The organism is Dactylosporangium darangshiense, from assembly GCF_039537565.1.
Lineage (GTDB): Bacteria > Actinomycetota > Actinomycetes > Mycobacteriales > Micromonosporaceae > Dactylosporangium > Dactylosporangium darangshiense.
The window spans coordinates 117,444-142,879 of record NZ_BAABAT010000003.1 but is presented as its reverse complement, the minus strand read 5'-3'; the positions used below and the strand labels follow the sequence as shown (position 1 = coordinate 142,879).

General features: G+C 72.3%; 25 protein-coding genes. 8 read left to right on the top strand and 17 right to left on the bottom strand.

Going from position 1 to position 25,436, the window contains the following annotated elements; translation table 11 throughout:
• Positions 1-391 precede the first annotated feature (391 nt).
• The 3 genes from ABD901_RS07350 to ABD901_RS07340 all read left to right on the top strand — a co-directional run bounded on the left by ABD901_RS07350 (position 392) and on the right by ABD901_RS07340 (position 2,925).
• A complete protein-coding gene (locus ABD901_RS07350) occupies positions 392-1,009 on the top strand; it encodes a GrpB family protein (RefSeq protein ID WP_345122626.1) in 618 nt (205 codons plus the stop codon).
• A 233-nt stretch (positions 1,010-1,242) separates the two neighbouring features.
• Entirely contained in the window at positions 1,243-1,653 is a 411-nt protein-coding gene (locus tag ABD901_RS07345) for a YciI family protein (RefSeq protein ID WP_345123553.1), read from the top strand.
• Between the two features lie 126 nt (positions 1,654-1,779).
• Positions 1,780-2,925, top strand: coding sequence for an RNA polymerase sigma factor (locus ABD901_RS07340; RefSeq protein ID WP_345122624.1), 1,146 nt, complete (start codon positions 1,780-1,782; stop codon positions 2,923-2,925).
• Positions 2,926-3,690: 765 nt separating this feature from the next.
• On the opposite strand, the gene ABD901_RS07335 is transcribed toward ABD901_RS07340, so the two are convergent.
• Entirely contained in the window at positions 3,691-5,226 is a 1,536-nt protein-coding gene (locus tag ABD901_RS07335; protein WP_345122622.1) for an MFS transporter, read from the bottom strand.
• Between the two features lie 105 nt (positions 5,227-5,331).
• Positions 5,332-5,901: a TetR/AcrR family transcriptional regulator gene (locus ABD901_RS07330; RefSeq protein WP_345122620.1), complete on the bottom strand. Its 570-nt coding sequence runs from the start codon at positions 5,899-5,901 to the stop codon at positions 5,332-5,334.
• 239 nt (positions 5,902-6,140) lie between these two features.
• On the opposite strand from ABD901_RS07330, the gene ABD901_RS07320 reads away from it, so the two are divergent.
• On the top strand, positions 6,141-8,378 hold the full coding sequence (locus ABD901_RS07320; RefSeq protein ID WP_380136351.1) for a glycoside hydrolase family 6 protein: 2,238 nt from the start codon (positions 6,141-6,143) through the stop codon (positions 8,376-8,378).
• Between the two features lie 78 nt (positions 8,379-8,456).
• Positions 8,457-9,332 (top strand): SCO6745 family protein, encoded by an 876-nt coding sequence (locus ABD901_RS07315; protein WP_345122618.1) that lies wholly within the window; start codon positions 8,457-8,459, stop codon positions 9,330-9,332.
• On the opposite strand, the gene ABD901_RS07310 is transcribed toward ABD901_RS07315, so the two are convergent.
• From ABD901_RS07310 to ABD901_RS07255, 12 genes are all read right to left on the bottom strand, one after another.
• Entirely contained in the window at positions 9,307-9,591 is a 285-nt protein-coding gene (locus ABD901_RS07310) for a GNAT family N-acetyltransferase (protein WP_345122616.1), read from the bottom strand. The two genes, ABD901_RS07315 and ABD901_RS07310, sit on opposite strands and share 26 nt — an antisense overlap.
• Positions 9,592-10,572, bottom strand: a complete 981-nt coding sequence (locus ABD901_RS07305; protein ID WP_345122614.1) for a pirin family protein — start codon at positions 10,570-10,572, stop codon at positions 9,592-9,594.
• Positions 10,573-11,100: 528 nt separating this feature from the next.
• A complete protein-coding gene (locus ABD901_RS07300; RefSeq protein ID WP_345122613.1) occupies positions 11,101-12,153 on the bottom strand; it encodes a LacI family DNA-binding transcriptional regulator in 1,053 nt (350 codons plus the stop codon).
• A 199-nt stretch (positions 12,154-12,352) separates the two neighbouring features.
• Positions 12,353-12,586: a hypothetical protein gene (locus tag ABD901_RS07295; RefSeq protein WP_345122611.1), complete on the bottom strand. Its 234-nt coding sequence runs from the start codon at positions 12,584-12,586 to the stop codon at positions 12,353-12,355.
• A 97-nt stretch (positions 12,587-12,683) separates the two neighbouring features.
• Complete coding sequence (locus ABD901_RS07290) at positions 12,684-13,256, bottom strand: hypothetical protein (protein ID WP_345122609.1); 573 nt, start codon at positions 13,254-13,256, stop codon at positions 12,684-12,686.
• Entirely contained in the window at positions 13,253-15,268 is a 2,016-nt protein-coding gene (locus ABD901_RS07285) for an RICIN domain-containing protein (protein ID WP_345122607.1), read from the bottom strand. The genes ABD901_RS07290 and ABD901_RS07285 overlap by 4 nt, the downstream gene beginning before the upstream one ends.
• Positions 15,269-15,514: 246 nt before the next feature.
• On the bottom strand, positions 15,515-16,909 hold the full coding sequence (locus tag ABD901_RS07280; protein ID WP_345122605.1) for a sensor histidine kinase: 1,395 nt from the start codon (positions 16,907-16,909) through the stop codon (positions 15,515-15,517).
• Positions 16,910-16,947: 38 nt separating this feature from the next.
• The gene (locus tag ABD901_RS07275; protein ID WP_344620299.1) at positions 16,948-17,634 is read right to left on the bottom strand and encodes a response regulator transcription factor; all 687 of its coding nucleotides are present in this window, start codon (positions 17,632-17,634) and stop codon (positions 16,948-16,950) included.
• A 302-nt stretch (positions 17,635-17,936) separates the two neighbouring features.
• A complete protein-coding gene (locus ABD901_RS07270; protein ID WP_345123549.1) occupies positions 17,937-19,118 on the bottom strand; it encodes an FAD-dependent oxidoreductase in 1,182 nt (393 codons plus the stop codon).
• A 10-nt stretch (positions 19,119-19,128) separates the two neighbouring features.
• A complete protein-coding gene (locus ABD901_RS07265; protein WP_345122603.1) occupies positions 19,129-19,674 on the bottom strand; it encodes a QsdR family transcriptional regulator in 546 nt (181 codons plus the stop codon).
• On the bottom strand, positions 19,661-20,578 hold the full coding sequence (locus tag ABD901_RS07260; protein ID WP_345122601.1) for a serine/threonine dehydratase: 918 nt from the start codon (positions 20,576-20,578) through the stop codon (positions 19,661-19,663). The genes ABD901_RS07265 and ABD901_RS07260 overlap by 14 nt, the downstream gene beginning before the upstream one ends.
• A gap of 4 nt (positions 20,579-20,582) precedes the next feature.
• Entirely contained in the window at positions 20,583-21,347 is a 765-nt protein-coding gene (locus ABD901_RS07255; RefSeq protein ID WP_345122599.1) for a crotonase/enoyl-CoA hydratase family protein, read from the bottom strand.
• 28 nt (positions 21,348-21,375) lie between these two features.
• Here ABD901_RS07255 and ABD901_RS07250 point away from each other — a divergent pair, with 28 nt between their 5' ends.
• A complete protein-coding gene (locus ABD901_RS07250; protein WP_345122597.1) occupies positions 21,376-22,323 on the top strand; it encodes a glutathione S-transferase family protein in 948 nt (315 codons plus the stop codon).
• 13 nt (positions 22,324-22,336) lie between these two features.
• Here the strand turns inward: ABD901_RS07250 and ABD901_RS07245 are convergent, their stop codons facing one another.
• The 3 genes from ABD901_RS07245 to ABD901_RS07235 form a co-directional block, all read right to left on the bottom strand.
• Complete coding sequence (locus tag ABD901_RS07245) at positions 22,337-22,528, bottom strand: hypothetical protein (protein WP_345122596.1); 192 nt, start codon at positions 22,526-22,528, stop codon at positions 22,337-22,339.
• A 281-nt stretch (positions 22,529-22,809) separates the two neighbouring features.
• Complete coding sequence (locus ABD901_RS07240; RefSeq protein ID WP_345122594.1) at positions 22,810-23,049, bottom strand: hypothetical protein; 240 nt, start codon at positions 23,047-23,049, stop codon at positions 22,810-22,812.
• 68 nt (positions 23,050-23,117) lie between these two features.
• The gene (locus tag ABD901_RS07235; protein ID WP_345122592.1) at positions 23,118-23,819 is read right to left on the bottom strand and encodes an ArsR/SmtB family transcription factor; all 702 of its coding nucleotides are present in this window, start codon (positions 23,817-23,819) and stop codon (positions 23,118-23,120) included.
• Between the two features lie 210 nt (positions 23,820-24,029).
• Between ABD901_RS07235 and ABD901_RS07230 the strand changes: the two genes are divergently transcribed.
• Together ABD901_RS07230 and ABD901_RS07225 are read left to right on the top strand one after the other, a co-directional pair.
• Positions 24,030-24,644, top strand: coding sequence for a hypothetical protein (locus tag ABD901_RS07230; protein WP_345122590.1), 615 nt, complete (start codon positions 24,030-24,032; stop codon positions 24,642-24,644).
• The gene (locus ABD901_RS07225) at positions 24,641-25,363 is read left to right on the top strand and encodes an isocitrate lyase/PEP mutase family protein (protein ID WP_345122588.1); all 723 of its coding nucleotides are present in this window, start codon (positions 24,641-24,643) and stop codon (positions 25,361-25,363) included. Before ABD901_RS07230 ends, ABD901_RS07225 begins: the two co-directional genes overlap by 4 nt.
• Positions 25,364-25,436 lie beyond the last annotated feature (73 nt).

Below are 25,436 nucleotides of genomic sequence, written 5' to 3'. Positions count from 1 at the left end.
CCCAGGGCGGCGGCCTGTCGACGACCTTGCCGCGGTCAATGACCGCCGAACGCGACGAAGCGACGAAGCGACGTAGTGACGTAGCGGCGGCGGAGGAGCGGCGGCGGAGGGGCGGTGGCCGAGGAGCGGCGGAGGAACGGCGGCAGCGGAGCGGCGGCGGAGGAGCGGCGCCGGCGGAGTGGCAGCGGAGCGGCGGCAGCGGAGTGGCAGCGGAGCGGCGGCGGAGGAGCGGCGCCGGCGGAGTGGCAGCGGAGTGGCGGCGGCGGAGTGGCAGAGGAGCGGAGCGACGACGGCGGGGGAACGATGGCGATGCGTGCGCCGGCCGGCGGCGAACGGTGGAGGACGGCTACGCGGCGATCATGTGCACCGGTATTGGCGTAGCGTCCGGAGGGTGCCGTTTCCCGATGAGCTCGCCCACGGCCTGCGGGTCGGCGACTACGACCCGCGCTGGCCGCAAGAGTTTTGCAGTGTCGCCGCGTGTGTGGGGGAGGCGCTCGGGACGCTCGCGCGGCGCGTCGATCATGTGGGCTCCACCTCGGTGCCCGACCTGCCCGCCAAGGACTGCATCGACGTCCAGGTGCAGGTGGAGCGGCTCGACGACGACGCAATCGTCGTTGCGTTTGATGCAATAGGTTTCCGGTTGCGGCCGGAGCCGTGGAACCGCACCGAGGTCACGGACGGCCGGTCGTGGCCGAAGCTGGTGTTCGCCCCGCCGGCCGGCGAGCGTGCCGCCAACGTGCACGTCCGACCGGCGGGGAGCGCGTCCGCGCGGCGCAACCTGCTGTTCCGCGACTTCCTGTGCGCCGACGCCGGCGCCCGGGCGGCGTGGGGTGAGTTCAAGCGGCGGCTGGCGCAAACGGCTTCCGACGTCTATGAGTACGGCCGGATCAAGCAGCCCGCCACCGAGGTGCTCATGATTGCCGCGGAGGACTGGGCGCGGCGCACCGGATGGCCGGACCCGTCGCCGCCCGGGTGTCGAGAACCCGTTGCCGGCTCCGTCCCAGGGTGAGACGCGGCCACGATGTGCGTGTCGAGAACGCGGCGTTGGCTCCGTCTCAGGGTGAGACGCGGCCACGACGTGTGTGTCGAGAACGCGGCGTCGGCTCCGTCTCAGGGTGAGACACGGCCACGATGTGCGTGTCGAGAACGCGGCGTCGGCTCCGTCCCCAGGGTGCGGAGCGGCCACGACGGGCCGAGCGACGAGCGGCCGGACGACGGGCCGTCTGACGAAGGAGGAGAAACATCGTGAAGTACCTACTGCTCAAGCACTACCGCGGCACCCCGCCGCCCGCCGTCGAGTGCGGGCCGATGGACCGCTGGACGCCGGAGGAGGTCGACGCGCACATGCAGTTCATGCAGGCCTTCGCAAACCGCTTGCAGGAGACGGGGGAGTTCGTCGACACCCAGGAGTTGGCTCCCGGGGGTGCCTTCGTGCGGTACGACGGGGAGGGGCGGCCGCCCGTCACCGACGGGCCGTTCGCCGAGACGAAGGACCTCATTGCCGGCTGGATGATCATCGACGTGGAGTCCTGGGACCGTGCGGTGCAGCTCGCCGCCGAGCTGTCGGCCGCTCCCGGCGCGGGCGGGGCGCCGATCTGCGAGTGGTTGGAGGTCCGGCCGCTCCTGACCGGGTCGTGCGCGGTCACCGAGTGAACGAGTCGTGCCCGGTCATCGAGTGAACGAGTCGTGGGCGGTCGCCGAGTGAACGAGTCGTGGGCGGTCATCGAGTGAACGAGTCGTGGGCGGTCGCCGAGTGAACGAGTCGTGGGCGGTCATCGAGTGAACGAGTCGCTGCTGCGGGACCTCGTGCCGGCGGTGATCGGTGTTCTCGTGCGCCGCGGAGCCGACTTCGCCTCGGCCGAGGACGCGGTGCAGGAGGCGCTGATCCGGGCGCTGGAGACGTGGCCGGACGACCCGCCGCGCGACCCGAAGGGGTGGCTCGTCGCGGCCGCGTGGCGCAAGTTCCTCGATGCCGCGCGGTCCGACGCGTCGAGGCGGGGCCGCGAGCTCGCCGTGGGCGTGGAGCCGCCCGCCGGGCCGGCGCCCGCCCTCGACGACACGCTGCGCCTGTACTTCCTGTGCGCGCACCCCACCCTGCCTCCGAGCTCGGCCGTCGCGCTGACGCTGCGCGCGGTCGGCGGCCTCACCACGCGGCAGATCGCAACGGCCTACCTCGTGCCGGAGGCGACCATGGCGCAGCGCATCAGCCGGGCCAAGCGTCGCATCGCCGGCCTGCCGCTCGACCAGCCGGGCGACCTCGGCACGGTGCTGCGTGTGCTGTACCTCGTGTTCAACGAGGGCTACGGCGGCAACGTCGACCTGGCGGCCGAGGCGATCCGCCTGACCCGCCAGCTCGCCGCCCTGACCGACGACCCCGAGGTGGCGGGACTGCTGGCACTCATGCTGCTGCACCACGCGCGTAGCGCATCGCGCACCGGGCCGGGCGATCGCCTGGTACCCCTGGCCGAGCAGGACCGGTCCCGCTGGGACACCGCCCTCATCACCGAGGGCGTGGCGATCCTGCAGGCCGCGCTGGCCCGCGACCGGCTGGGCGAGTACCAGGCCCAGGCCGCGATCGCCGCCCTGCACGCGGACGCCCCCACCGCCGCCGAGACGGACTGGGTCCAGATCGTGGAGTGGTACGACGAGCTGCTGCGCATCACCGCCAGCCCGGTGGTCCGTCTCAACCGCGCGGTGGCGGTCGGCGAGGCAGATGGTCCGCGGGCCGGCCTGGCCGCGCTGGCGGGCGTGAGCCCCGACCTGCCCCGCTACGCCGCGGTGACGGCCTACCTGCACGAGCGCGCCGGCGACCTGAAGCGCGCCGCAGACCTGTACGCCGAGGCCTCGCACGCGGCGACCAGCGTCCCGGAACGCGACCACCTCACCCGGGAGGCCGCCCGCGTGCGCCAACTCCTGCGCCCCTGAGCCCGCCATGCGTTGCGCCCGCGGGAGCGGTCACCGCGTCGGCCGGCGACGAGCACCGCCGCAGGCGCAATGAGCGGGGCCGTGGCGGGTCGCGGTGGCCGGGCCACGATCGTGGCGGACCTTTGGCCCATCGAAAGCCGTCGGTCGCGACAGGTCTTGTCCACGGCTGTCGTCTAGAGCCGGGCGCAGGGCGATGACGGCGGTCATCTTGACCCCGCAGTCCCCGTTGCAGGCCAGCTACGCACCTCCGGAGCGCGGCAGCACCGGGAGGGTGCGCTCCAGGCTGTCGGCGGCGTTTTCTCTCCACGATGACGCGAAAAGCGGCCGGGCAAATCGGACATCGCCGTTGTCGTGGAGACATAATGTACCCGTGTGTACGTTATGTCTCTACGTTGATGAGAAACCGGCCTCCAGCAGACCGAAGAACGACTGCCCGTGCTTGCCCTTGACGGACGGTCTGGACGGCGGACCCGCCGACGGCAGACGGCCAGGCGGGCAGACTCGTGAGCACCCCTGACCGCGCTCTATGCGCCTACGATCGTCGGCAAGCCCGGTGGCGTTCACCGCTCGCGGCCGCGTGGGCTCTGGAGCGGGGTGGGCAAGGGGCGGCCGCTGGTGGGCGGTTGCGTCCGCGGCCGCGCCCCGAACGCGGCCGGCGGTGGGTCGTGTGCCGCGACGGCTGGGGCCGCCGGCGAGCGCCGGCGGCCCCAGCCCGGGTTCGCGCCCGGAGGTTCCCGCGATGCGGTTGGTTGATCGGTGCGAGCGTCAGCCGATGTGGACCGGGACGTGGTCCTCGGACTGCGACGCGGAGCGGTCCGCCGAGTTGTTGCGGATCATCAGGATGACCACCGCCGTGGCGACGGCCAGCAGGATGGCGCTCGCGGTGAAGGCGACGTTGTACCCGTGGATCGCTGCGTGGGCCTGCAGGAGCTGGCCGCCGGCCGCGCCGCCCGAGGCGGCCTCGGCCGCGTGGTCGGCGATGTAGCCGGTGACCGCGGTGGTGAAGATGGTGTTCAGCAGGGCCGTGCCCAGGGAGCCGCCGACCTGCTGCGTGGTGTTCACCATGGCGCTGGCGACGCCGGCGTCGTGGTTGGCCACGCCGGACAGGGCCATGTTGCTCATCGGGACGAAGACCAGGCCCATGCCGAAGCTCATCGCGATGAACGACGGCAGGATCGCGGTCACGTACGACGAGTCGAGGTCCAGGCGCGTCAGCCAGACCATCGACGCGGTGGCGAGCAGGCCGCCGACCGTCATGAGCGCCTTCGGGCCGGTGCGCGGCAGCAGCCGGGACGCGACCACGGCGGCCGCGATGATGCCGCCCGAGAACGGCATGTAGGCCACGCCGCTCTTCATGGCCGACCACCCGAGCGTCTGCTGCAGGTAGAACGTCATGAACAGGAACATGCCGAGCATGCCCGCGCCGAGCAGGATCGAGACCAGGTAGGACCCGCCCCGGTTGCGGTCGAACAGCACGCGCAGCGGCAGCAGCGGGTGCGGGGTCCGCGCCTCCCACACCAGGAAGGCGGCGAGCAGCACGAGCGCGGAGCCGAGCCAGCTCAGGGTGACCGCCGAGCTCCAGCCGTCGGTGGCGGCCTTGGTGAACCCGTAGACGAGGGCGACCTGGCCGGCCGTCGCGAGGACCGCGCCGGGGATGTCGTAGCGGGTGTCGCCCTGCGCCTTGCTCTCCTTCACGACCGGGACGGCCGCGGCGAACGCGAGGACGGCGATCGGGATGTTGACCAGCAGGCACCAGCGCCAGTCCGCGTACTCGGTCAGCACGCCGCCGGCCAGCAGGCCGATCGCGGCGCCACCGCCGGAGATGCCGCCGAAGACGCCGAACGCCTTCGCGCGCTCCTTGGCCTCGGTGAACGTCACCGTGATCAGCGACAGGGCGGCCGGTGCGAGCAGGGCGCCGAAGAGGCCCTGCAGGCCGCGGGCGGCGAACAGGGTGCCCGCGTTGACGGCCGCGCCGCCCAGCGCCGAGGCGCCGGCGAAGCCGAGCAGGCCGATGAGGAACGTGCGCTTGCGCCCGAAGTAGTCGGCGATGCGCCCGCCGAGCAGCAGCAGGCCGCCGAACGTGAGCGTGTAGGCGGTGACGATCCACTGCCGGTCGGCGGTGGAGATGTGCAGCGCCTCCTGCGCCGACGGCAGCGCGATGTTCACGATCGTGGCGTCGAGCACGACCATGAGCTGCGCGACCGCGATGACGGCAAGGGCGAGCCAGCGCCGCGGATCTGGAGGAACGGCAGATGATGATTTAACCGATATGTCGGGTGCAACGACCGAGTCGTTCGCCATGTAGCCAGCCTCCAAGGCAAAGGGGAACTTCCGTCCGGAACACTACGGACGGGGTACGACATTTCTTCTGACTCGCGCGGGCGCGCGGAGGTAACTAGCCCCTGCTCAGCATTGACGCAGGATCGGCAGCAGAACCCCGTCCACGAGGCGTGTGACGAACGCCTCGTCCAGCGGCCCGGTCTGCCACATGCGACGGCTCGTGACCATCGCGTGCAGCACCTCGTGCAGCAGGTCGGCGCGGGTGCCGTCGGGCACCTCGCCGCGCTGCGCGGCCCGCTTGAGCATCGACTCGTACATCTCGTGCTTGGTCTCGTACGCGCACCGGTACATGACCTCGGCCAGCTCGGCGTTGTGCGTCGCCGCCGTGAGCAGGCCGGTGAAGACCGCCCCGTCCTCGCCGCTGGCCGCCGCGCACACCGTGCTGAGCTGCGCGCACAGGTCGCCGCGCAGCGATCCGGTGTCCGGGGGCTCCATTGCCCCGCCGTACCGGTGCTCGATCGCATCCATCACCAGCTCCGGCTTGTTCGGCCAGCCCCGGTAGATGGTCGCCTTGCTGGCGCGGGCCCGCGCCGCCACGGCGTCCATGGTCATCCGGTCGTAGCCGACCTCGCCGAGCAGCTCGAACACGGCGTCGCAGATCGCCGCGCGGCGGTCCGTCTTCGTTGCCGTCGCCACGCTGACCTCCCGAGCCGCTAGGTGTACGGAACCGTTCCGTCTCGAAACTAGCGCGGCCGTCGCCGCGGAACGAAACGGTTCCGTACACCTCTTGTGTGAAGGACGCCACACCGTAACTTTCATGCGCGTCACCAGGTCGAACGCCTGTGGAAGCGCTCTTCCTTGACGCTGTGAAACCCCACCGCGCACGGTGACCGGGCCAGTACGCCCGCACTCCCGTCCAGTTGAGGAGCACCAGGATGAGGCGGAAACTCGCCATCGTCTCGATCGCCGCTGTCGCGGCAACCGGCGGCGCCATAGCCGTCATCCAGCCGGCCTTCGCCGCCACCGGCTGCAGCGTGAAGTACACGGTCACCAACCAGTGGCCCGGCGGGTTCGGTGCCGCCGTCGAGATCACCAACACCGGCGACGCGCTGACCAGCTGGAACCTCGGCTGGGACTTCGTCGCCGGCCAGGGCATCCAGCAGATGTGGCAGGCGGTACCGACCGTCTCCGGCCTGCACGTCAACGCCAAGAACGAGAGCTACAACGGCACCGTCCCCGCCGGCGGCAAGGTCTCCTTCGGGTTCAACGGCACCTGGACCACCGCCAACCCGGTCCCGGGCGCGTTCACCCTCAACGGCGCCGCCTGCAACGGCGGCACCACCACCAACCAGGCCCCGACGGTGAGCATCACCACCCCGGCCGCGGGCGCCTCCTTCGCCGCACCGGCGACGGTCACCATCGCCGCGAACGCCGCCGACGCCGACGGCAGCGTCGCCAAGGTCGAGTTCTACAACGGCTCGACGCTGCTGGGCACCGACACGTCCGCGCCCTACAGCTTCGCCTGGTCCGGCGTCGCGGCCGGCAGCTACTCGCTGACCGCCAAGGCGTACGACAACGCGGGCCTGTCCACCGCGAGCACCGCGGTGCCGATCACGGTCACCACGGGCGGCGGCAACGGCGCGCCGAGCGTCGCCCTGACGAGCCCGACCGCGGGTTCGACGTTCACCGCCCCGGCGACGATCGCGCTCGCCGCGACCGCTTCGGACTCCGACGGTACCGTGGCCAAGGTCGACTTCTACAACGGCACCACGCTGCTGGGCACCGACACCAGCGCCCCCTACACGTACTCGTGGACCAACGTCGCGGCGGGCAGCTACACCGTCTCGGCGAAGGCGACCGACAACGCCGGCAACTCGACCAGCACCAGTGGTACCGCCATCACCGTCACCACCGGCGGCACCAACCCGGGCCACGTCGACAACCCGTACGTCGGCGCCAAGGGCTACGTCAACGCGGACTGGTCGACCAAGGCCGCCGCGGAGCCGGGCGGCAGCCGCGTCGCGAACACCTCCACCGCCGTGTGGATCGACCGGATTGCCGCGATCGCCGGCACCAGCAGCGCCAAGGGCATCCAGGCGCACCTCGACGCCGCGCTCGCGCAGGCCACGGGCGGCACCCCGGTCACCATCCAGTTCGTCATCTACGACCTGCCCAACCGCGACTGCGCGGCGCTGGCCTCCAACGGCGAGCTCAAGGTCTCCGAGAACGGCCTGGCGCGGTACAAGACCGAGTTCATCGACCCGATCGCCGCGATCATGACCGACCCGAAGTACGACAGCCTGCGCATCGTCAACGTCGTCGAGGACGACTCGCTGCCCAACCTCGTCACCAACCTCAGCATGCCGGTGTGCGCCGAGGCCAACAGCAGCGGCGCCTACGTGCAGGGCATCCAGTACGCGCTGAACAAGCTGCACAAGGGCAACATCTACAACTACCTCGACATCGGACACCACGCGTGGCTCGGCTGGGACTCCAACTTCGGCCCGGCCGTCACCCTGCTGACCAACACCGTCAAGGGCACCACCGCCGGCTTCGCCAGCGTCGACGGCTTCATCAGCAACACCGCCAACTACTCGTCGCTGACCGAGCCGTACTTCACCATCAACACCCAGGTCGGCGGCCAGAGCATCCGGCAGTCCAAGTGGGTCGACTGGAACATGTACGTCGACGAGCTCAGCTTCACGCAGGCGTTCCGCAACGCCCTCGTCACCGCGGGCTTCCCGTCGACGCTGGGCATGCTCATCGACACCTCGCGCAACGGCTGGGGCGGCACCGCCCGGCCCGCCGGCCCGAGCACCTCGACGGACGTCAACACCTTCGTCAACAACAGCCGCATCGACCGGCGCATCCACGCCGGCAACTGGTGCAACCAGAGCGGCGCCGGCCTCGGTGAGCGCCCGCGGGCAACGCCCGCGACGGGCATCGACGCCTACGTCTGGATCAAGCCGCCGGGCGAGTCCGACGGCGCGAGCCAGGCCATCGACAACGACCAGGGCAAGGGCTTCGACCGGATGTGCGACCCGACGTACACCGGCAACAGCCTCAACGGCAACAACCTGACCGGCGCGCTGCCGAACTCGCCGCTGGCCGGCACGTGGTTCTCCTCGCAGTTCCAGCAGCTCATGACGAACGCGTACCCCGCGCTCTCGTGATCGCCTGTTAGAAGTTGCACTGCACGCAGCGGGTCCCGGCGGTACTGCCGGGGCCCGCTTCGGCATATCGTCAGGTTCATGACGACAGAGCTGTCGATCGAGCGGCGCATGTGGTCGCTCTTCGAGCCCGTGCACGCGGTGAGCTACTTCGCCCCACAGGCGCGGCAGGCGTTCGAGGAGGCGGGCCTGCGCGGATTCTGGCGTGGGTACTTCGCCGGCCGCTGCGCCCCGCTCGGCGCGGTCGGCGCCGGCCCCGTCATCGGCGCCTTCTACGGCTTCGCACCGGCGATGGTGCAGCGCGCCCTGCCCGACGTCTGGACCCGCATCACCCCCGAGCGGGCCCTCGAAGCGCGCCTGGCCGGCGCCCGCGCCGTGCTGCAGTTCGCCTCCGAGGGCTTGGACCCTGCCGGCCTGGACGAGGCCGCCGGCCTGCTGCGCACGGCGGCGCAGGCGACCGAGCCGCAGGGGCGCGTCCTCGGCGCCGCCAACGCGGCACTGCCGTGGCCCGACGAGCCGCTGGACGTCCTGTGGCAGGCCGCGACGACCCTGCGGGAGCACCGCGGCGACGGGCACATCGCGGCGCTGCTCATCGAGGGCCTCGACGGCCCCGAGTCGATGGTGTGGCGGGTCGCGCTCAACGGCGCCGGGCGCGGCATGGCGCAGCCCGCCCGCGGCTGGAGCGACGAGGATTGGGACGCCGCCCACCGGCGCCTGCACCAGCGCGGCTACCTCGACGGCGAGGGCGGGCCCAGCCAGAAGGCGCATTCGGCGTACCGAACGATCGAAGAAACGACCGACCAGCTCGCCGCCGGCCCGTGGCGGGCGCTCGGGGCCGAGGCGACCGAGCACTGCGCCGCGTTGCTCACCCCGCTGACCGCCCGGCTCCTCGGGCGGCTCGGGGAGTACTACCCGTCCTGGATCAACCTGCCTATGCCAGTTCGGGATGCTTCTTGAGGTAGGCCGCGATGAAGGGGCACTGCGCGACGATCTGCAGCCCTTGGGCGTTGGCCAGGGTCAGGGCGCCGTTGGCGAGCTTGCTGCCGACGCCCTTGCCCTCGTACTGCGGCTCTACCTCGGTGTGGGTGAACACGATCCGCGCGGGCTCGGCGGCGTCGGCGGGGTGGAGGCGGTAGTACGCCGCCCCCGCCCGCTCGCCGTCGACCCGGATCTCGAACCGGTGGTGCTCGGCGTTGTCAACGACCTCGAAGTCCACTCAGGACGCCTCTCCCCGAACGTCCGCGTGCGCCGCGGGGATGCTGCCGAGCCGCCCGGCCTGGTAGTCCTCGAACGCCTGCATGACCTCGGCCTTGGTGTTCATGACGAACGGACCATACGCCACGACGGGCTCGCGGATCGGCCGACCGCCGAGGAACAGCACGTCCATCGTGGGGTGCCGCGGGTCCTGCTTGGCGTCGGCGGTCACCGTGATGCTGTCACCCTCACCGAAGACCGCCAGCTGCCCCAGCTCGACCGGCCGTCCCTTTGCGCCGACGGTACCTTTACCAGCCAGCGTGTAGGCGAGCGCGTTGAAGTCCTTGCGCCACGGCAGCGTCAGCGACGCGCCGGGTGAGATGGTCGCGTGGACGAGGGTGATCGGCGTGTACGTCACGCCGGGCCCCGCGTGCCCGTCGAGCTCGCCGGCGATGACGCGCAGCAGCGCACCGCCGTCCTCGGAGGCCAGCAGCGCGACCTGCCCGCCACGGATGTCCTGGTAGCGCGGCGCGGCGAACTTGTCGGCCTTCGGCAGGTTCACCCACAGCTGGAAGCCGTGGAACAGCCCGCCGCTGACGACCAGGTGCTCCGGCGGTGTCTCGATGTGGAGGATCCCTGAGCCCGCGGTCATCCACTGGGTGTCACCGTTGGTGATGACGCCGCCGCCGCCGTTCGAGTCGTGGTGCACGAACTCGCCGTCGATGATGTAGGTCACGGTCTCGAACCCGCGGTGCGGGTGCCAAGGGGTTCCCTTCGGCTCGCCCGGCGCGTACTCCACCTCGCCCATCTGGTCCATGTGGATGAACGGGTCGAGCGCACGCAGGTCGACGCCGGCGAAGGCGCGCCTGACCGGGAACCCTTCCCCTTCGAACCCCTTGGGCGCGGTGGTAACGGAAGCCACCCCTCGGGGACGCGCCGCGACCGGGTCGGGCGTGGCAACGCGCGGCAGCGCGAGAACGTTTTCGACGGTAATCGCGGGCATGAGACGCCTCCAGTGGTGCGTTGACGGCAGCTTTCCTGACGTCTACGAGAACAGTACTTGCGAAGCAAGTATTCCGCAAGTCAACAACATGCCGCGACCGCCGACGACAAGCGATCGGCGGCGTCCTCCGGACGGACATTGCGGTTATGGCGGCCAGCTCCTGCGCGGCATGGACGTGCCCTGCGGAATGCGGAAGGACCGCGCGCGATGCGGCGCCGGCTTGCAGGATGTGGAAGCGCGGCGCGGGATGCGGCACCGGTTTGCGGAATGTGGAAGCGCCGCGCGGAATGTGGAAGCGCCGCGCAGGATGCGGCGACCGCTTGCGGGATGCGGAAGCGGCACGTGGGATGTGAAAGCGCCGCGCGGGATGCGGCGACGGCTTGCGAGATGCGCAAGCGCCGCGCGGGATGCGGCCACGGCTTGCGGGATGCGCAAGGGCCGGGCGGGATGCGGCACCGGCTTGTGAGATGCGGAAGGGCCGCGCGCCATGTGGCGACGGCTTGCGGGATGCGCGGCCTCAGGCGGGCGTCAGTGCGGCGCGGCGGTGCTGGCTCGGACGATCAGCTCCGTCGGGAGGCACAGGTGCTCCGCGAGCGCCGGACCGCCGGTCCGCGCCGCCTCGATGGCCTGCGTCAGGGCGGCCGCGGCCGCGTGCCCCTTGGCTTGGATGTCCTGGCGGACCGTGGTCAGCGGCGGCCGCAGCCGTGCCGACCCGGGGCTGTCGTCGAAGCCGACGACGGACAGGCCGTCGGGGACGCTCAGGCCCGCGTCCACCGCCGCCGAGATCACGCCCTGGGCCATCGCGTCGGAGAAGCACAGGATCGCGGTGGGGGGCTCGGGGGCGGACAGGAGCATGCGGGCGGCCTGGTAACCGGACTCGGGGCTGCCGTGGGGCTCCCGGGCGATGGGCGGGACGATGCCAGCGGGAGTGAGCGCGTCCAGCCAGCCGGACAGGCGCTGGGCGCCGACGAAGCCGTCGACGATGTCGTCGGGGGTGACGATGCCGTGCTGGCCGCGTACGCCCGACGTGACGATGCCGACGCGGCGGTGGCCCAGGTCGACCAGGTGCTGGGCGGCGGCGCGGGCGCCGGCGCGGTCGGCGACGTTGACCGCCGGTACGCCGTCGGCGGGGACCTGGTCGATGTAGACGAGGGGCATCTTGCGGCGCAGGAGCCAGTCGACGGCGGTGGACTCGGGGTCGCACGAGTACACCAGGGCGCCGTCCATCGCCACGTCGCGCGCGGGGACCACGGCGCCGGCGGTGTCGGTGCTCAGCAACGTGAGGCCCAGGCCGGTGGGGGCCAGCTCGTCGGCGATCGCGCCCAGGAACGTCGTGGCGACCTCGTCGGCGAAGGCGCCGCTGAGCGACTCGGTGAGCAGGATGCCCACGGCGCCGGTGGTGCCGCGGGCCAGGGCGCGCGCGGCGGGGTCGGGGCCGACGTAGCCGAGCTCGTCGGCGACGGCCAGGATGCGGTCGCGCATGGTGGGTGAGAGCTGGTCCGGGCGGGAGAACGCATTGGAGACCGTCATCCGGCTCACCCCCACGCGATCGGCGATCGTCTGCAGGGTCACTCTCCCCACGGCAACGCCTCCCATGTCGTCGTTCCTCCCTCCGTGACCTTAACTCGCCGGCAAAAGCACACGGCGCGACGGGCGCCGGCAAAAGCACACGGCGCGACGGGCGCCGGCAAAAGCACACGGCGCGACGGGCGCCGGCAAACGAACACGGCGCGACGGGCCTGGCCCCACAGTCCAGGCCCGCCGCGCCTCGGGGAACGTGCTAGCGCGCCAGCGTCGGCGCCGGTGCCACGACCTCGGCGGCGCGGCGCAGCGACGCCGCCAGGGCGCTACGGGTGCGGTACGCCCGCGGCGGCCGCACCGGCACTTCGTGGTCGACTACCGGGGCGCCGGGCAGGGCGCTCGCGTACTCGAACCGCTCGCCGTTGAAGCTCGGGCCGAACGACTCCGACAGCGCGGACTGGGACACGATCATCGCGAACGGGAACGTGCTCATCGGGGATCTCCTCCGTCTGTACCGGTATAGGATGCCTATACCGGTACAGTAGACGGACCCGCTGTACCGGTCAAGTGAATATCGGTGAAGATCGGTGTTACCGGCGTCTCACCGCGACGAAGGCGGCGGTGCCGATCACGGCGACGGCGGCGATGGCGTACCACGGCCAGACCACGGCGCCGCCGGAGGAAGGCGGCGTCCCACCCGCCGCGGCCTGCGGCGTCGGCGGGGCGCAGGTCGTCGAGGACGCAGCGGCCGAAGCGGTCGAGGCGGCGACGTGCACGACGCCCTCGCAGCGGCCGATCGCGGGGGTGCCCATCTCGGCCACGACGGTCCAGTCGCCGGGGGCCAGGGTGCCGGAGTACGTCAGGGCGTCGCCGTTGCGCCGCAACGGCACGGGGCCGACGCGCTGGCCGGCGTCCGACGTCGCCAGCATGGTCATGCCGACGGGCTCGGTCACCGGGTGGCCGTCCTGCCACAGCACGGTCAGCCAGACCGAGCCGTGGCCGTCGCCGTGCAGGGTGAGGATCACCCCGTCGTGGGCGTCGGCGTCCTCGGCGAAGCCGAAGACGGCCACGGCGACCGCGATCAGCGTCGCCGCCAGGCACGCCGCGGCCCGGCGCCATGTGAGTGACGCCGGGCCGCGGTGGTCGTACGGGGGGATCGTCATGCCTTCTGCGGCACCCAGCTCTGGTACTTCGCGCCGCTGGCCTTCTGCAGCACCAGCAGGCGGCTGCCGAAGTACTCGTTGTTGCTCACGCCCACCACGAGGCCCGCGGGGGAGGCGAGCGCCACGCCGTACTGCGTCTGCTGGACGGTCCAGTGCAGCGCGGTGGCGCAGTCGGTCTGCACCAGGGTCGCGCCGGCGGCGTCCTTGTTGCCCGCGGTGCTCAGGCACTCGTTCGTCGCCTTCGAGCGGACCACGAACGCGTTGCCGGCCGCCTCGAGCTTCCACTGCTGGTTCGCGCCGCCGTGGCGGTTGTACATGATGATCGGCGTGCCGGCCGCGCTGCGGGCGCCGAAGACGTCGGCGACGCCGCCCGTGAGGCTGTTGCCGAAGACCATCCAGGTGCCCGCGGCGGGGCTGGTGGCCGCGGCGGTGTGCACCTTGACGGTGTTCGTCCACGGGGTCAGCGCGTTGTTCTGCGCGAGCGAAATGCCGATCTGGTAGTCGGTGTCGGGGCGCATGCCGACGATGCGGACGCTGGTGGCGCCGACCCGGCCGATGACCCGGCCGTTGAGGACGACGGCGTAGCGGCTGCCGGCCCCGGCCGGGTCCCAGGACAAGCGAACGGAGGTCGCATCGACAGCACTGGTCCGCAACTCCTTCAGCGCCCCGCCGGTCTTCGTCGGCGTCGGGGTCGGCGGCTTCGATGAAGGCGAAGGCGACGAGGTCGTCCTCGAGGGGGTGGGCGAAGGCGACGCGGTCGTCCGTGAAGGCGATGGCGAAGGCGACGACGGAGTCGGGGACGGCGGCGGGGGCGTGGTGCCGCCGCTGCCGGCGATCAGGAACTGGTTGTTGGCCACGTTCCAGTTGGTCGCGAGGTAGCTGCCCGGGCTCGGGTTGGTGTTGTAGTAGTCGTCGTGGTTGCAGTCCATGCGGTTCTCGCCGTTGGGGTCCGCGCACTTGACGAAGGTCTTGAGCCCGCCGGAGTCGTTGTAGCACATGATGTCGTGCTCATCGAGGCAGTGACCGGCCTTGCTGGAGTTGGGCGCGTTGTTGTTCACGGCGCCGAGGTTGTGGCCGAGCTCGTGCGCGGCGACGCTCGCGGCCCAGCAGCCGGAGTCGCTGCGGCCGTAGCCGGGTCCGCCGTTGGAGCGGTTCTTCTCACCGGGCTGGGTGTCGCCGGCGAAGGTGCCGATCCCGCAGTACACCTTCGCGTCCCCGAAGATCATGTACTTGCGGTCGGTGCGGTTGTACCCCAGCGCCTTGAGCCCGTTGATCGTGGCGTCGAAGGTGGCCATCCCGCCGGCCGGCAGCTCGACCTCGCGCACGTCGACCTTGCAGTCGGCGGTGGTCACGAAGCGCACGTGCCGCTCGCCGCCGGTCTCCTGGGCGCTCGCGTTGTAGATCGCGTCGACCCCGGCCGACCAGGTGCGGAACGACTCGAGGTACTTGCTGAACTGGCTGGCGGTGCCAGCGTCGCGCACGTAGAGGACCTGGACGCGCTTGCCGGTCACGCCGTCGCCGTCGCAGGCCACGCCGGCGGAGCCCATCGTCACCGGGGCGGCGGCGTCGGCGGCCTCGGCCACCACGGCGAAGCCGCCGTCGGCGCCCTCGGCCACGTTGTCGTCGGCGAGGACCGTCTGCTCGGCGGGCGCGGCGGCGGTGTCGGTGGCGGGCACCGACTGCTGCGTCGCGGCGGCGACCGGCTGGACGTCGGCGTGGACCTTCAGGCCCGGCGGCGGCACGTCGGGGCCGTGGCTGCACTGGTCGCGCTCGGTCAGCTCGTAGCCGCCGACGCAGGGCGCGCCCTTCTTGGCCGGCTTCAGCCCCTGGTACACCAGGCCGAGCTCGGGATTGTCGGCCGGCACCTGGCTGATCGCCATCGGCCCGCGCTCGTGGAACAGGGACTGGAAGGCGCCCGGGCCGGCGATGGCCGCGGTCGCACCGAGGACGACGACCCCGAAGGTCGTCACCAGCCGGCGCGTGAGCCGGGACTTCTGGGGTCGCGCGTGCACGCTCGGTTCCTCCGGGGGTGGCCGAGAAGGAGGGGTGGCGCGCGGCGGGGGCCGGCACAGGGCAGAGGTACCGCCCCCGCCGCGCGCGGGACGCCGGCCTTCGAGGTGGCAAGGCGGGTGAGTGCCGGTCGTCCACGTGGGAACGCGCTGACCATAGCGATGCGCCAGGTGTCCGATCCAGCCGAAACGGCCCAGTTAAGCCACATCTAAGTCAGACTTGCGCCCGCCATATGCACAGCGGTCTGTCTACGGCTTCCACCAGCGGGAACGGCGTTCGCTCGGCTCCCGCGAGAGGCGGCCGACGAGCCAGCGGCTCGGGGGCGGCTCCTCCTTCGGCGCCGGGTCGGCGTCGGCCATGACGATGACCACCGATGCGCCGCCGAGGGCGCCGGTGCCGATGTTGACGGTGCCGTTGCCGGCGACCGCGACCCGTCGCACGATGTCCAGGCCGAGGCCGGTGGAGCCCTGGTCGCTCTCGCCGCGCTGCAGCGCCCGCTCCGGGTCGGGGATGCCGGGGCCGCCGTCCTCGACCCGCAGTACCACATAGCCGTCCTCGCGGCGGGTGACGGTCACCTCGAAGGGCACGCCCTGCGGCGTGTAGCGGATCACGTTGCCGATCAGGGCGTCCAGCGCCGCCGCCAGCTCGCTCTTGGGCACGGTGACCGGTGCGGGCGCGTCCACGCCGACCGCCTTGCAGTCGCGCTCCTGGTCGCCGGCGACCGCCGACCAGAACATCATCCGGTCCCGGACGACCTCGGCGACGTCGCAGCCCTCCTCGTCGGTCGTGGCGGCCGCGCCGTCGGCCCGCTCGCCGCGGTCCGGGGTGGGCGAGTGCGCGTCGATGGGCTCGCGCATCGCCCGGATCAGCTTGTCGATCTCGACCTCGAGGGCGGCGATCGCGTCGCGGATGCGGTCGGCGTCCTGCGAGTCGTCGAGGGTCTCGGCGTCCAGGCGCAGCGCGGTCAGCGGGGTGCGCAGCCGGTGCGACAGGTCCGCGACCAGCTCGCGCTCGTTGGACAGCAGCGCCATGATCCGGTCGGCCATGACGTTGAGGGCGAAGCTCGCCTCCGACAGCTCCCGGGGGCCCTGCGGGTCGATGCGCACGTCGAGGTAGCCCTCGCTGAGCGCGCCGGCCGCGCCGGCCAGCTGCCGCGCCGACACGATGATCTTCGAGGCGAGCCGGTCGGCGACCCAGACGGAGGCGATGATGAGGCCGAGCGCGACGGCGCCGAGCGCCCACCAGGCGCCGGCGACCCCGCTTTCCAGCTCCGAGGTCGGGATGAACACCTCGACGACGGCGGTGCGCTCGGAGCCGAGGTCGACGGGCTCCAGGTAGGACTCGCCGCCGGGCACCTCGGCGATGACCGGCGCGGCCTGGTCGGCGGCCCGGGCGAGGTCGCCGGGGCGGGCGTGGCCGGTGCCGATCTCGGTGCCGTCGTCGCCGAGGTTGTGCACGGCGACGCGGGTCACCGCCGGGCCGCCCGTGCTCGCGATCGCCCGCTCGATGCTCAGCGGGTCGGTGGTCACGGTGAGGACCGCCACGACCACGGCGGTCTGGCGTTCGGCGTCGGCGAGCGCCCGCTCCCGGGCGAGCTGCTGCACGACGAGGCCCAGCGGGATCAGGAAGGCGAGGGCCACCATGGTGGTGACCGCCGCGGAGACGTAGGCGAGGGTTCGCCTCAGTCCGGCGCTGCGAACCTGAAGCCCACGCCCCGCACGGTGTGCAGGTATCGGGGCGCCGACGCGCTCTCGCCAAGTTTCCGGCGTAGCCAGTACAGATGCACGTCGATCGTCTGGTCCTCGCCCACTGAGGGTTGCCGCCATACCTCCTCCAACAGCTCACGGCGTGAGACCACCCGGCCGGGCCGGGCGGCGAGGTACGCCAGCAGGTCGAACTCCTTGCGGGTCAGGGTCAGCGGCTCGCCGTGCAGATACGCCTGGCGCTGGCCGATGTCCACCCGCAAGCCTCCCACCTCGATGGCGGTGGGCTCCTCGCGGCTCGCCCGTCCCGTGCGGCGCAGCACGGAGGTCATCCGGGCGTCGAGGTGGGCCGAGGTGAACGGCTTGATCATGTAGTCGTCGGCGCCCGCCTTGAGCAGCCGGACGATCTCCGCCTCGTCGTCGCGGGCGGTGGCGATGATGATCGGCGTGTCCGCGATGCCGCGCAGCATGCGCAGCGCGTCCGCGCCGTCGAGGTCGGGCAGGCCGAGGTCGAGCACGACCAGGTCGGGCGTCTCTGCGGCGAAGCGCCGCAGCGCTTCCAGCGCGGTGCCGACCGCGTGCACCGTGTGACCCCGATCGGTCAGCGAGCGCAGCAGCGCGCCCCGCACGACGTGATCGTCCTCAACCAGCAGCACCGTGGCCATGCAGAGAAGGTACTGCCTGTGGCAAGAGGGGGCCTCGGCGGTCGACGGACGTATCCGACATGTCCGTTCTTTCGTCAGCGGTCACCGCCCGTTCGCCCCAACTTCGATGCGTTCGGGTACTCATCGGTAACCGGTCGGCGTAGCCATCACAACCATGACTGTCGATGCTGCCTTCACCCGGCGCGCACTGCTCATCGCCACCTGCGGGCCAGCAACGTGCGCGACACGGTGTTCGTCACCGGCGACATCCACTCCTCGTGGGCCAACGAGCTCACCACCGGGGTGTCGCGGCTGGTGCAGGGCTAGGACACGTGCTCGGGGCGCAGGCCCACGCCGATGAGCCGCGCCGGGATCGCGCCCAGCGCCGGGTAGCGGTCCAGCAGCCGCACCGGCAGCGGCGGGCGCATCGGCCGGCCGGTCAGCGCCGGAGCCAGCACGCCGCGCTGCAGCACCCGCTGGATCAGCTGCGTGCCGGCCGTGGGCAGGCTGCGGCGGCGCTGCACCGAGGCCAGCTCCCGCTCGGTCGGCGGCCGGCCCCGCTCGAACGCCGCGACGATGACCCGGGCGGCGGCGACGGCATCCTGGATGGCCAGGTTGATGCCGACGCCGCCGACCGGGGACATCGCGTGCGCGGCATCGCCGATGAGCAGCGCGCCGGGCACGTGCCAGCGGTAGAGGCGGTCCATGCGCACCGTCAGCGTGCGCACCTGGTCCCAGCCGCGGATCTGCGCGACCCGGCCGGCCAGGTACGGCACGCTCTCGGCGATCGCCGCCCGGAACGCGGGCAGCCCGGCCGCGTGCACCTGCGCGTCGCCGCCCTTGGGCACCACCAGGCCCATCTGCCAGTACTCGCCGCGGTCGATGCCGATGAACAGCCGGCCCTCGTCGACCCGCCCGGCCAGGCCCTCCGGGTCGCCGGGCTCGCGCGGCAGCCGGAACCACAGCACGTCGATCGGCGCGCCGTACTCCTTGGAGCGCAGGCCGAGCTCACGGCGTACCACCGAATGACGCCCGTCGCAGGCGACCGTGAGCGGCGCGTCCACCTCGACCGGCCCCTGCGGCGTCATCGCGGTCACCCCGACCACCCGGCGGTCGCGGCGGTTCACCCCGACCACGTCGAAGTTGCGGTACAGCGCGAAGTCCCCGTGCGCCGCCAGCAGCTCCAGGAAGTCCCACTGTGGCAGCATCATCACGTAGGGGTGCGGCGCGTGCAGCCGCGCGAAGTCGACCGGCCGGAACGTGCCGCCGTCGTAGGTGATCTGGATCTGGCGCACCACCCGGTGCGGCAGCGCCTCGAGTTCCTCGCCGAGCCCGAGCTCGTCCATGAGCTGCAGCGTCGACGGGTGCACCGTGTCGCCGCGGAAGTCGCGCAGGAACGTCTCGTGCTTCTCCAGGACCACGGCGTCCACGCCGCGCCGGCCCAGCAGCAGCGCCAGGACCAGCCCGGCCGGCCCGCCGCCCACGATGCACACGTCGGCCTTCACGATCATCGGTTCAGCCCTCCAGCAGCCGTCCGATCACCTGCAGGGCCTGCTCGACATCGGGCTCACCGTCGGCGATCGCATCCGCGTACAGGAAACTCTCCCCGATCCTGACGAGCACAAACGCCAGCGTGCGCACGTCCAGCCGCGGTGCGAACGCGCCGGCCTCGATCTCCTGCGCGAGCAGCTCCTCCAAGTGGTTTACCACGCGTTCCTGCACGATGCCGCGTTTGGAGGTGAGGATTCTCAGCGCTGCCTCCGGCTCGGTGGCCAGGAAGTGGCGCAGGCTCGGCTGGTCCCAGACCGCATTGAGGAAGTGCCCGATGACCGCGACGATCCGCTCCGGCCCGCGTAGACCCTCGGCGTGACGGACCGCTCGGTCGAGGTTGCGGTCCGTGAGGTACCACAGGACGTGCCCGAGCACCTGGTCGCGCCCGCCCGCGCGGCGGTACAGGGTGGCCCGCCCGATGCCGAGCTCGGCGGCCAGGGAGCGCATGTCGACGCGCTGCTGGGCGAGGAACCGCTTCAGCGCCGCGTCGAACACCTCATCCGGCGGCATGCGCCGGCTCGGCGTACAGGGTCGCCGGGTCGGTGTTGGCCCCGCACAGCACGACGGCGGTCCGGCCCGGGTCGTCGAGCAGCTCGAACCCGGCGAACGCGGCCGCGGCGCCGTGCTCGACGGCGATGCGGTGCTCGTGCCACAGCCGGCGGCGCGCCTCGACGATCGCCTCGTCGGTCACGAGCACGCTCTCGACCCGGTGCCCCACCACGAGGTCGAACGCGATCGCCCCGATCCGCCGCGCGCCGAGCGCGTCGGCGGCCACGCTGTCGACGGGCACGTCGACGGGCCGCCCGGCGGCGAGGGCCGCGTGCAGCGTCGGCGCGCCGACCGGCTCGACGGCCACGATCCGCGCCCGGTCGCCGGCCGCAGCCGCGATCCCGCCGACGAGCCCGCCGCCGCCGACCGCGACGACGACCGTGTCCGCCTCCGGCAGCTCCAGGCCGACGGTGCCCTGCCCGGCGACGATCTCCGGCTGGTCATAGGCGTGCACGAACAGCGCGCCGGTCTCCGCGACCCGGATCGCCGACGCCGCGTACGCCTCGGCGTACTCCCGGCCGTGCTGGTGCACCACGGCGCCGTACTCGCGCAGCTTCGCCACCTTCGTCGCCGGCGCCGTCACCGGCACGAATACCTCGGCCCGCACCCCGAGCCGGGCCGCCGCGTAGGCGACGCCGAGCCCCGCGTTGCCGCCGGACGCGGCCACCACCCCCGCCTCGGGCAGCTGCCCCGCCTCGGCCGCGGTGAGGATGCGGTTGAACGCACCACGCGCCTTGAACGACCCGCTGTGCTGCAGCAGCTCCAGCTTGAACCACAGCCCGGGCCGCACCTCGTACGACGGGGTGTGCCGGATGTAGCCGCCGATGCGCGCCGCCGCGGCCTCGATGTCTGTCCTGTCCACCACGCGATCACCCTAGCCCGGCGCCGTGGCGCCCTTCGCCGCCCGCGAACCGCGCCGCCCCTTCCCGCGCGCCGCCGGCGAGGGATCGCAGCCCGAACGCAAGCTCCACCCGCATCCCGTCCTCGACATCGCGCCCCAGCGCCTCGTACACCGACATCCGGTCGTTGCGCAGGCACTCCTGCGGCAGCGCGGCCATCGCGGCGGCGAGCTGCTCCGCGGCCGCCCGCGCCGTCCCCACGGGCACGACCCGGTCGGCGAGCCCGATGCGGTGCGCCTCGGCGGCGTCGACGCCGCGCCCGGTGAGGATGAGGTCGAGCGCCCGCCCCGTGCCGATGAGCCGCGGCAGCCGCACGGTGCCGCCGTCGACGAGGGGCACGCCCCAGCGCCTGCAGTACACGCCGAAGATCGCGTCCTCCTCCACGACCCGCAGGTCGCACCAGATCGCCAGCTCCAGCCCCCCGGCGACGGCGTGCCCCGACACCGCCGCGATCACGGGCTTGGACAGCCGCATCCGGGTCGGCCCGAGCGGCCCGTCCCCGCCGGCTTCGACCCGGTTGCCGCGCCCGCCGGCGACGGCCTTGAGGTCGGCCCCGGAGCAGAACGTCCCCCCGGCCCCCCACAGCACGGCCACCGCCGCACCCGGATCGGCGTCGAAGGCCCGGAAGGCACCGGCAAGCGCCTCGGCCGTGTCCCGGTCGACGGCGTTGCGGGTCTCGGGCCGGTCCAGCACAACGGTCCACACGGCATCGCGGCGCTCAACGCGAACGGTCATACGGCCAGTGTCGTACTAATGTCGAACCATGGCGCAGGCACAGTTCCAGCAGGAGACGTCGCCCCGCGGCGAGTTCGTCCGCCAGCCCAACCGGTTCACCGGCCGGGTCACCGCCAAGTCCACGTCCGCACCTGGCGAGGGCCCCGACGAGCAGGGCAGATGGCCCCTCGAGTCCGGCCGCTACCGCCTGATCTGGTCCCGCGCCTGCCCGTGGGCGCACCGCGCCGTCATCGTCCGCAAGCTGCTCGGCCTGGAGGACGCCATCTCCCTGGGCACGGTCGACCCGATCCGCGACGAGCGCGGCTGGCGCTTCTCGCTCGACCCCGGCGGCCGCGACCCGGTCCTGGGCATCGAGTTCCTCGCCGAGGCCTATCTGCTCACCGACCCCGAGTACCAGGGCCGGGTGACGGTCCCCGTCCTGGTTGACACCCTGACCCGCCAGGTCGTCACCAACGACTACCCGCAGCTCACCCTCGATCTCTCCACCGAGTGGACCCCCCTGGCCACCAAGGACCCGAACCTGCTCCCGTCCGAACTGCGCCCCGAGATGGACCGCCTCATGCAGGACATCTACGAGGACGTCAACAACGGGGTGTACCGCTGCGGCTTCGCCGTCGGCCAGGAGGCCTACGACGAGGCGTACTCACGCCTGTTCTCCCGCCTGGACCAGCTCGAACAGCGCCTGAGCCACCAGCGCTACCTCTTCGGCGACCACGTCACGGAGGCCGACGTGCGCCTCTTCACCACGCTGGTCCGCTTCGACGCCGTCTACCACAACCACTTCAAGTGCAACCGCAACAAACTCTCGGAGATGCCGTCCCTGTGGCGCTACGCCCGCGACCTGTACAGCCTCCCCGGCTTCGGCGACACGGTCGACTTCGACCAGATCAAGCGCCACTACTACGGCACACACGCGCAGATCAACCCGGGCGGCATCGTCCCGCAGGGCCCCGACCTGTCGGCCTGGACCTCCTGAAGGCCCTTGCCGCTCACACGTCGGGCGTGCCGGCCTCGGCCCTGACCTCGGCCTGGATGACGACCCGCGAGCGCTGCGCCGAGGGCCGGTAGATCTCCTCGGCGACGCTGACCACGCCGCCGGTGAGGCCGCGCCTGCGGATCCTGCGGGCGAGGAGCACGAACAGCCCCAGGATCACCGCCAGCGCGGCCAGCACGACGAACATTGCCGAATTTTAGGTGGACTCGGGCCGCGTCACTATCTGACCGTTGTTCCCACCAGTCACCGCTGCGGGCCTGGCGGCCCTCCGCTGCCACGCCCGCGGTGCCAGGAACCCCTAGCGGCGCGCGCGCCGTAAGGGCCGGTCCCCGCCGCCTGCGGATTTCGAGCGGCGCGCATGCCGTGGGCCGCCGCGCGGGTTGCTAGCGACGGGCGTGCCGTGCCCGCCGCGCGGGTTTCTCGCGGCGCGCGTGCCGCGGACCGCCGCGCGGATTGCTACCGGGATTCCTAGCGGCGGGCGTAGCGCCGCCGCCGGTAGTTCCCCCAGCGCCCGGCGGACCAGGCGCCGGCCCCCGCCAGGTGCAGCGCGATGCACAGGAACCCGGCCAGACTCAGCGTCCCGACATCAAGAATCGGCCCGGTGTCGGCACCGAGCAGGTCGATCAACAGCGCAACCGCAAACAGAATCGCCGCAATCACAGCAAACACGTCAGCCTCCGGGGTCATCACGCCGATGCGTTGACGCATGTCTACCCAGAGCCGCAAGAATCTAATCGATCCCCAACAGCGCCGTCCCGTATCCCGCGGCGATGGTCCTAGTCGATGCCGAGCAGCGCCCGCAGCCCTTCACGCCCGGCCGGCGTCACCTTGACGGCCCGCCCGGTCCCGATCCGCACGACCCAGCGCTGCTCCATGAACCGCTCACACAGCCGCGCCCCGGCCACCCCGGCCAGATGCGGCCGCCTCTCGGTCCAGTCGAGGCACCCACGCACGAGCGGCCGCCGCGACCGCCCCACCCCCGGCAGCGCCCCTGGTTCGATCCCCGCCTCATCGGTCAGCCACGCCAGCCCCGCCTCGGTGAGCGCAAACCCGCCCCGCTGGTCCAACAGCCCTTTGGCGGTCATCGCATCCGCAACCGCAACCCCCAGCTCCCCGGCAAGATGGTCGTAGCAGGTCCGCCCCCTTTTGAGCGCCGCATCGGCAGTAGCCTGCCGCAGCCCGCGAACAGGTTTCCGCCGCGGCTCGAGGTGCCCCGACAGATCCTCGATGAGCTGCGCGACACCGGAATCGGCCAGCCGCACGTACCGGTGCCGCCCCTGCCGCTCCTCGGCCAGCAACCCACCACCGATGAGCCGGTGCAGGTGCTCGGTCGCCGTGGACTTCGCCACTCCGGCATGCGCCGCCAGCTCGCCCGCGGTCCAGGCCCGCCCGTCGAGCAGCGCCAGACACATCGCGGCCCGGGTCTCGTCCGCGAGCAGCCCCGCCAGCCCCGCCAGGTCAGCCGCTTCGGTCGTCATGCCTCCATCATCCCCGCGAACAGTTCGTCCACCCCCGAACGGTCGCTCCCTCCGCACGATCCGTGCGCCCTCTGCACGGTCCGTGCGCCCTCTGCACGGTCCGTGGGCCGGCCGCGCGGCCCGCGCGCCGGCCGTGGAAGCCGGGCCCGAACGACCGCGGCGGCAACGGTTCGGCCACCCCCGAACGGTCGCGGGGCTAGCGTCGGCCTCATGCGAACTGTTTCCGCCGAGGTTCTCGAGGACCCCGCGTATCTCGTTCCCGAGGCGCCCGCCGCCGCATCCGGCATCGGCTGGCTGCGTTCGGCTGTCAGCCGCTTCCGCAACGGCGACACGCACGCGCGCCGGCGGGCCATCGTCGAGGAACTGCTTGCAGCCATCGATCCCGAGGAACTGCGCGCGGCCTACGAGGGGCATCCCGTTGCAAGGCTCTCCCAGAAACTTGGCGTGGCTGACGCGGATCTGGAAGCCGTGACCGGCGATGTGCGAGTTGCTGCCGCGGCGTACCAGACGGGGGACACCGCAGCGGACGACGCCGTCGAGCGGCTGGTAGCTGTTTTCGGGGGTGTGCACGACGAGCGCACCGCGGCGCACCTTGCGCTGCTCGTGCAGGCGTGCGATGCCACCGCGGCGCTGATCGAGCGGGCCCGCGACCGGGCCGTCGCGAGCGTGTTGCAGGACGAGCCGCCCGTGCGGGCGACCCGCCGCGTCGGTCCCGACGGCGAGGTCGTGCTGGTCTCACTGCACGGGGCGCCGTTCGGGGCAGGACCGCGCGCCTGTCCGGGTCGTGCACATGCGCTCGCGCTCGTGGAAGGAGCCCTGCGATGAGGAGCTTTGCCGCCTTGCATCGGGCCGGGAACCCCTTGCTGCTGCCGAACGTGTGGGACGTGGCGGGGGCGCGGGCGCTCGCCGAGGCCGGGTTCGCCGCCGTCGGGACCACCAGCCTCGGCGTTGCGGCCAGTCATGGGCTGCCCGACGGTGAAGGGGCGGCCGTCGACGAGACCTTGCGGCTGGTCTCGCGGCTTGCCGCGCTGCCCGTCCACGTGACCGCCGATCTCGAGCGCGGGTCCGTCGAGGCCGCCGTCGCCGCTGCGGCGGCGGGCGCGGCCGGGGTCAACATCGAGGACGGGCTCGGCGACGCTGCCGCCCACGCGCGGCTCGTCCGCGACGTCAAGCGGGAGGTTCCGGAACTCTTTGTCAACGCGCGGACCGACACGCACTGGCTGCGCCGCGGCGATCCGGACGAGGCGCTGCGACGGTGCCGGCTCTACCGGGATGCCGGTGCCGACGGGGTGTTCGTGCCGGGGATGACGGCGCCGCGGGAGATCGCGATGGTTGTGGAAGCACTGGAGGTACCGGTGAATGTGCTCTATTCGCCGGACGGACCTCGGGTGGGCGAATTGGCCGCGTTGGGTGTAGGGCGGGTCAGCCTCGGCTCGTTGCTGTTCCGGGCGGCGCTGGCGGCGGCCGTCGCGACCGCCGCCGCGGTGCGGCGCGACGAAGACGTTCCGGGTGGGCTGCCCTCGTATCAGGACGTCAACGGCTGACCGCTCGCCCGGCGGATCAGCGTGGCCGGCGCGGTGCGCGTGGGCTGCACCCCCGGTCGGAGGCCTTCCGGGC